The 6,238-nt window shown below is 71.6% G+C and carries 7 protein-coding genes; all 7 read left to right on the forward strand.

Annotation, left to right across the window (positions count from 1 at the left end; translation table 11 throughout):
* Positions 1 to 190 precede the first annotated feature (190 nt).
* The 7 genes from ACFV6I_RS33315 (at position 191) to ACFV6I_RS33345 (ending at position 6,200) form a co-directional block, all read left to right on the forward strand.
* Positions 191 to 1,282, forward strand: a complete 1,092-nt coding sequence (locus tag ACFV6I_RS33315) for a DUF881 domain-containing protein (protein ID WP_347878554.1) — start codon at positions 191 to 193, stop codon at positions 1,280 to 1,282.
* Positions 1,279 to 1,611, forward strand: a complete 333-nt coding sequence (locus tag ACFV6I_RS33320; protein WP_030062488.1) for a small basic family protein — start codon at positions 1,279 to 1,281, stop codon at positions 1,609 to 1,611. The genes ACFV6I_RS33315 and ACFV6I_RS33320 overlap by 4 nt, the downstream gene beginning before the upstream one ends.
* Entirely contained in the window at positions 1,595 to 2,728 is a 1,134-nt protein-coding gene (locus ACFV6I_RS33325; protein WP_380429411.1) for a DUF881 domain-containing protein, read from the forward strand. Before ACFV6I_RS33320 ends, ACFV6I_RS33325 begins: the two co-directional genes overlap by 17 nt.
* Before the next feature lie 226 nt (positions 2,729 to 2,954).
* The gene (locus ACFV6I_RS33330) at positions 2,955 to 3,836 is read left to right on the forward strand and encodes an FHA domain-containing protein (protein WP_079136055.1); all 882 of its coding nucleotides are present in this window, start codon (positions 2,955 to 2,957) and stop codon (positions 3,834 to 3,836) included.
* A 179-nt stretch (positions 3,837 to 4,015) separates the two neighbouring features.
* On the forward strand, positions 4,016 to 4,708 hold the full coding sequence (locus tag ACFV6I_RS33335; RefSeq protein WP_208869207.1) for a MerR family transcriptional regulator: 693 nt from the start codon (positions 4,016 to 4,018) through the stop codon (positions 4,706 to 4,708).
* Positions 4,709 to 4,841: 133 nt separating this feature from the next.
* A complete protein-coding gene (locus ACFV6I_RS33340; protein ID WP_063350203.1) occupies positions 4,842 to 5,318 on the forward strand; it encodes a bifunctional nuclease family protein in 477 nt (158 codons plus the stop codon).
* A 237-nt stretch (positions 5,319 to 5,555) separates the two neighbouring features.
* Positions 5,556 to 6,200, forward strand: a complete 645-nt coding sequence (locus ACFV6I_RS33345; protein WP_063350204.1) for a MerR family transcriptional regulator — start codon at positions 5,556 to 5,558, stop codon at positions 6,198 to 6,200.
* The last annotated feature ends 38 nt before the right edge of the window (positions 6,201 to 6,238 follow it).

A 6,238-nucleotide genomic window follows, 5' to 3' on the forward strand; every position in this document is an offset into this window, starting at 1 on the left:
CGGGGGCGGGGCGGGGGGGTCCCCGCCGGGGCTTTCGGGCCCGCGGCTGGGGGGGGGGGGGCGGCCCGTACGGGCCCCCCCGCCCCGCTGTCCGATTTCACACTGTTCGCAATGATCCGTCACTTTGTGTCGTGTGTGCAGCTCAGGGGGTGTGCGTGGGCCCCTTCGCCGACGTGGGACGATGGTCCGCATGCCAGCGACGCCGACGCCGAGTGCCCCGAACGGACGGTACAACCGTCCGGACGCCTCGATGTCCCTGCTGACCAACGTCATGGACCACAGCCTCGACGAGGGCTACGCCGAGGCGGCCGCGGCGCGGGGCGGAGACCACGACAGCCGGATACCCAGGACGGTCCGAGGCCTGCTCACGCTGGGCGCCGGGCTGGCGTTGGTCGGGGTCGTGGTGACGGTCGGCGCGGTGAACGCGCACAAGGCGGAGCCGACGCTGGCCAAGGAGCGGGACGCGCTGATCCACCGGATCAACGACACCAACGGCTCGGCCGACCACCTCCAGCAGCAGGTGCAGGACCTGCGGCGCAAGGTCGAGAGCACGCAGCAGCAGGCGCTCGCCACGGGCGACGGCGACGAGGGCGGTCTGACCGGCGCGGTGGGCCTCGGCGAGGTCGCGGGGCCGGGCGTCAAGCTGGTCCTGGAGGACGCGGCGGGGACCGGTGGCGGGGGGAACGTCGACCCGCGGGCCGGGCAGGGCTTCTCCAACAGCGGCCGGCTGCGGGACCGCGACCTCCAGCTGGTGGTGAACGGCCTGTGGGGATCCGGCGCGGAAGCCGTGGCGATCAACGGCCAGCGGCTCACCGCGCTCTCGGCGATCCGGGCCGCGGGCGAGGCGGTGCTGGTGGACAACCGGCCGCTCGTCCCGCCGTACAACATCCAGGCGATCGGGGACGGGCCGAAGCTGCTCACCGCCTTCGAGAACGACATGGCCGGGCAGTACCTGCGGCTGCTCCAGGAGAAGTACGGCATCAAGTCGACCATGTCCGCGCAGAAGAGCCTGACGCTGCCGGCCGCGGTGGGTGTGACGCTGCGGACCGCCCAGCCGGTCACGCCCGAGTCTTCGCCCCCGGCGTCCTCGTCGGCGGCTTCGGTCACCCCGACGCCGTCACCCACCGCCGGAACCTCCGGGAGTCCGAGCGCGTCCGTTTCACCGTCTGCGGGCACCGGGCGGCGTACGCCGAGCGGGTCCGCGAAGACCACGACAGCCCACTCGTCCACGACGGCCCCGACCGGGTCGTCGTCCGCAGGGACAGGAGCAGCTAGACCGTGATTGCCGTACTGGGTCTCGTGATCGGGGTGGTCGTCGGACTCTTCGTCCAGCCCGAGGTGCCGGACGCCGTCGTGCCGTACCTGCCGATCGCGGTGGTGGCGGCGCTGGACGCCGTGTTCGGCGGCGTCCGGGCGATGCTGGACGGGATCTTCAACGACAAGGTGTTCATCGTCTCGTTCCTGTCGAACGTGGTGGTCGCGGCACTGATCGTCTTCCTCGGTGACCAGCTGGGCGTCGGCTCGCAGCTGTCCACGGGTGTGGTCGTCGTCCTCGGCATCCGCATCTTCTCCAACGCGGCCGCGATTCGGCGCCATGTCTTCCGCGCCTGAGCCGGGCCGCGGGGCGGCGGAGGAGCACGCGGACGGCGGCGGGAATGCGTTGGAACGGGCCGCCGAGGCGCCGGGGCCGGAGTCGGCGGCCGAGGCGGGCCCGGCCGAGCCGGTGGACGGGGCCGGGGAGGTCCGGCACGCCGACCAGGCCGACCAGACCGAGGAGCCGGAGAAGGCCGAGGGGCCTGTGGCGGCGGTGGAGGAGCCCGAGGAGCGGGCTGCGGCGAAGTCTGACGCTAAGCCTGAGCTTGATGCGGAGGCGGCGCCCGCGCCCGTGGTGCGGCTCGCGAAGGCCGCGGTGCCTGAGCCCGGGCCTGTGTCTGAACTCGGGCCTGCGTCTGAGTCCGAGCCTGCGTCCGAGCCCGTGGCGGAGCCGGCTGCGGTGGACCGCAGCGCGGGGCGGCGGCGCCTCAAGGCGGCCCTGTGGCCGCCGCGGATGTCGCGCGGGCAGCTGGTGGTGGCGCTGCTGCTGTTCTCGCTCGGCCTGGGGCTGGCGATCCAGGTGCGGTCGACCAACGACCACCACAGCCAGCTCCGCGGGGCCCGCCAGGAGGACCTGGTGCGCATCCTCGACGAACTGGACAGCCGCCAGCAGCGTCTTCAGCAGGAGAAGGCGGAGTTGGAGCAGTCCCTGGCCAAGTTGGAGAACAGTTCCAACCAGGCCAAGGAGGCCCAGGAACAGACCAGGAAGAAGGCGACGGAGCTCGGCGTGCTCGCCGGTACCGTCAAAGCCACTGGTCCGGGCATCGTACTCACGGTCGATGATCCCCAAGGGCAGGTGAAGGCAGATATGCTGCTGGACACCCTGCAAGAACTTCGAGCGGCGGGGGCGGAGGCGATTCAGATCAACGATGTGCGCGTGGTGGTCAACACCTACTTCACCGACGTGTCGGGCGGCGGGGTGCAGATCGACGGGAAGAAGGTCTCGCAGCCCTATCGGTTCACCGTCGTGGGGAACCCGCAGGATCTGACACCCGCGCTGAACATCCCGGGGGGTGTCGTCCGTACTCTGGAGAGTCACCAGGCGCGGGCGACGATCACCCAGCAGCAGAAGGTGGTCGTCGACGCCCTCGTGGATCTGAAGACGCCGCAGTACGCCAAGCCGGCTTCGAAGTGACGGGGCGCCCGACGAACAGCCCGTCACCCGCGGGCGGCACCCGGTGCGGGGCGCCGCCGTCGCGTGGGCGAGACTGGGTCGTACCAGCACGCACCGGAGCACCAATCGCAGTACCGACCGTCGGAGTACCACTCCAGCAGGCTCGGTCCGCAACCGGGCCCGCAGCCTGTCCGAGGTTCTCACCCTGCCCCGCGGGCGGGTCTGTCACACGCAAGGGGATTCGCCCGTGAGTTTCTTCTCGAAGTTGTTCGGTCGTAACAAGGGCCGTGGCGCGGCCTCCGTCGAGGCGCCCACCGCGCGGCACCGCCGGCCCGAGGACGAGGCCGCCGTGCCGGGCATGCGCCCCGCCCCCGAGGGGGCGGCGTACGCCGAGCAGCAGCTGTTCCGGGACGGCGCCGCCGCCCAGTACGCAGGGAATCCGGTGGGTTACGGCGCGTCGGTTGACCCTTCCGGCGACCCGCGCATAGGTTTCCAGTCAGGACCCTCAAGCTCTGGTGGAGGGTTTGCCCCGGACCCGTACGCCGGGCACAACCCGTCGGGTGTGCCGCGCCAGGAGGCTGTGAACATGGCTGGCCCCACTCCGTGCCCCAGGTGCGGCAACCAGAACCCGGCCGCGGCCCGGTTCTGCTCCAACTGCGGTACGGCCCTGCGCGGTGGCCTGCTTCCGGAGGGGGCGGCGGAGACCACGTCGACCATCTCCATCTCCGGCCTGGAGTCGTACGACCCCAACACCACGACCGGCACCGGCGCCACGCCGGCCCTGTCGGCCGAGGTGCTGTCGGCGATCGACGCGCTGCCGCCGGGCTCGGCCCTGCTGATCGTCCAGCGCGGTCCGAACTCGGGCAGCCGCTTCCTGCTGGACTCGGACGTCACCACGGCCGGCCGTCACCCGCAGGGCGACATCTTCCTGGACGACGTCACGGTCTCGCGGCGCCACGTGGAGTTCCGCCGGACGCGGGCCGGGTTCAGCGTCGCGGACGTCGGCAGCCTCAACGGCACCTACGTCAACCGGGAGCGGATCGACGAGGTGTCGCTGAACAACGGTGACGAGGTGCAGATCGGGAAGTACCGGCTGGTGTTCTTCGCCGGCCACAACCGGGGGTACTGAACCCAACGTCGGTAGGAGCCCGAGTGAGTACGAATACCCCTTCATCTTCTCTCGGGGCGGCCACCCCCGCATCGTCCGGTCCGCAGGCGGACCGCGGCGGGCGCGGGGTGGTCGCGGGCCCCAGGCAGCCGATCCGCCCGGACCGGCCGGGTGGGCGGCGGCGCGGCGGTGACGAGCTGCTGAGCATCGGCGCGGTGTTGACCTTCCTGCGCGACGACTTCCCCGAGGTCACCATCTCCAAGATCAGGTTCCTGGAGGCGGAGGGCCTGGTCGAGCCGCAGCGCACGCCCTCGGGGTACCGCAAGTTCAGTCCGGCCGACGTCGAGCGGCTGGCCTACGTCCTGCGGATGCAGCGTGACCACTACCTGCCGCTGCGGGTGATCCGCGAGCACCTGGACGCCATCGAGCGCGGTGAGGCACCGCCCGCGCTGCCGTCCGCCGACACCCGGCCCGGGCCCGTGGAGGAGGCGGACCGGGAGCTGGGGGCTTCGGCCGACGTCCCGTCCGGAGTCCGGCTGGGGCGTGCCGAACTGCTGGCGGCCGCCGAGTCCGGGGAGCGCGAGCTCTCCGAGTGGGAGTCCTACGGTCTGGTCGCGCCGGGCCCGGACGGCGGGTACGACGGCGAGGCGCTGCAGGTGGCCCGGCTGGTCGCGGAACTCGGCCGGTACGGGCTGGAGCCGCGGCACCTGCGGGCCATGAAGGCCGCGGCGGACCGGGAGATCGCGCTGGTGGAACAGGTGGTGGCGCCGCTGCGCCGGCACCGGAACCCGCAGACCAGGGCCCATGCCGAGGCCACTGCGCGGGAGCTGGCGACACTGTCCGTGCGGCTGCACGCGGCGATGGTCCAGGCCGGTCTGCGCGGCCGCGGATAGCGTCCCCGCGGGGTTCCTGTGGGGTTCCTGCGGCTGTCCGTCCAAGGCCCCGGCTGACCGCGGTGCACCGCGCTGACCAGGGGCGTCGGCCCTGCGCTTTCATATCCGGGGCCTGAGCCATAGGGTTGCCTGTGTGAATGAGCTCGACGTCGTGGGTGTCCGAGTGGAGATGCCTTCCAACCAGCCGATCGTGCTGCTGCGGGAGGTCGGGGGCGATCGGTACCTGCCGATCTGGATCGGTCCCGGCGAGGCGACCGCGATCGCCTTCGCCCAGCAGGGCATGACGCCGGTCCGCCCGCTGACGCACGACCTGTTCAAGGACGTCCTGGAGGCGCTCGGGCAGCAGCTCACCGAGGTCCGGATCACCGACCTGCGGGAGGGCGTCTTCTACGCCGAGCTGGTCTTCACCGGCGGGGTCGAGGTGAGCGCCCGGCCGTCCGACGCGATAGCGCTGGCCCTGCGCACCGGCACTCCGATCTACGGGAGCGAGGAGGTGCTCGCCGAGGCGGGCATCGCGATCCCGGACGAGCAGGAGGACGAGGTCGAGAAGTTCCGCGAGTTCCTCGACCAGGTGTCGCCCGAGGACTTCGGGGGCAGCGGTCCGCAGTAGCGCGGACTGGATTTCTCTACAGGTCAGGCCGTTGTTTGGCTTGCCGTTTTGCCAAAAACCGTCGACCTACCCACACTAGGGGCACGAAAAACCACTCTCCTGAGTGATGTGGTTTGGCTGGCCCGGCGTGGCGATCGTTGACGGGTCATAGGGGACTGCCTACCGTCAGGAGTGGCTGTCCGGGTGACCGATGCCCGCAGTTCGGGTTGCCCGCAGCACCAGTGGACGGAGGCAGGCATGAGCAGCACCGGCGATGGCACGGCCGTGGGAGGCCTGTGTGCCGTGCACCTGCCGCGCACCGCTCGCACCGTGACGGACCTGCCCCGGGTGGGCAGGTTCCCGGCCGTGCAGCCGGGCCAGCCCGCCATCGAGCGGCTGGCCCCGACGTCCGAACTGATCGGCTACCGCGGTCCGACGGCCTGCGCGGCGGCCGGCATCACGTACCGCCAGCTGGACTACTGGGCCCGGACCGGACTGCTGGAGCCCAGCGTCCGTTCGGCGTACCCGGCCACCAGCCAGCGGCTCTACAGCTTCCGCGACATCCTGCTGCTGAAGATCGTGAAGCGGCTGCTCGACGCGGGCGTCTCGCTGCAGAACATCCGGGTGGCGGTCGCCCATCTGCAGGCGGCCGAGCAGGGCGACCTGGCCGGGATGACGCTGATGTGCGACGGCGCCACGGTGTACGAGTGCACCACGCCGCAGCAGGTGGTGGACCTGCTGAAGGGCGGTCAGGGGGTGTTCGGCATCGCGGTGGGAGTGGTCTGGCGGGAGCTGGAGCTCACGCTCGGGCGGCTGCACGCGGAGCGCACCGACACCGGCGAGACGCTGGTCGGCCACGACCCGTCCGACGAGCTGGCCCAGCGGCGCAACCGGGCGGTCTGACCGCAGAACTGACGAGGCCGCGGGCCCGGACGGGGAAC

It is taken from the genome of Kitasatospora sp. NPDC059803, from assembly GCF_042732255.1.
Taxonomy (GTDB): Bacteria; Actinomycetota; Actinomycetes; order Streptomycetales; family Streptomycetaceae; genus Kitasatospora.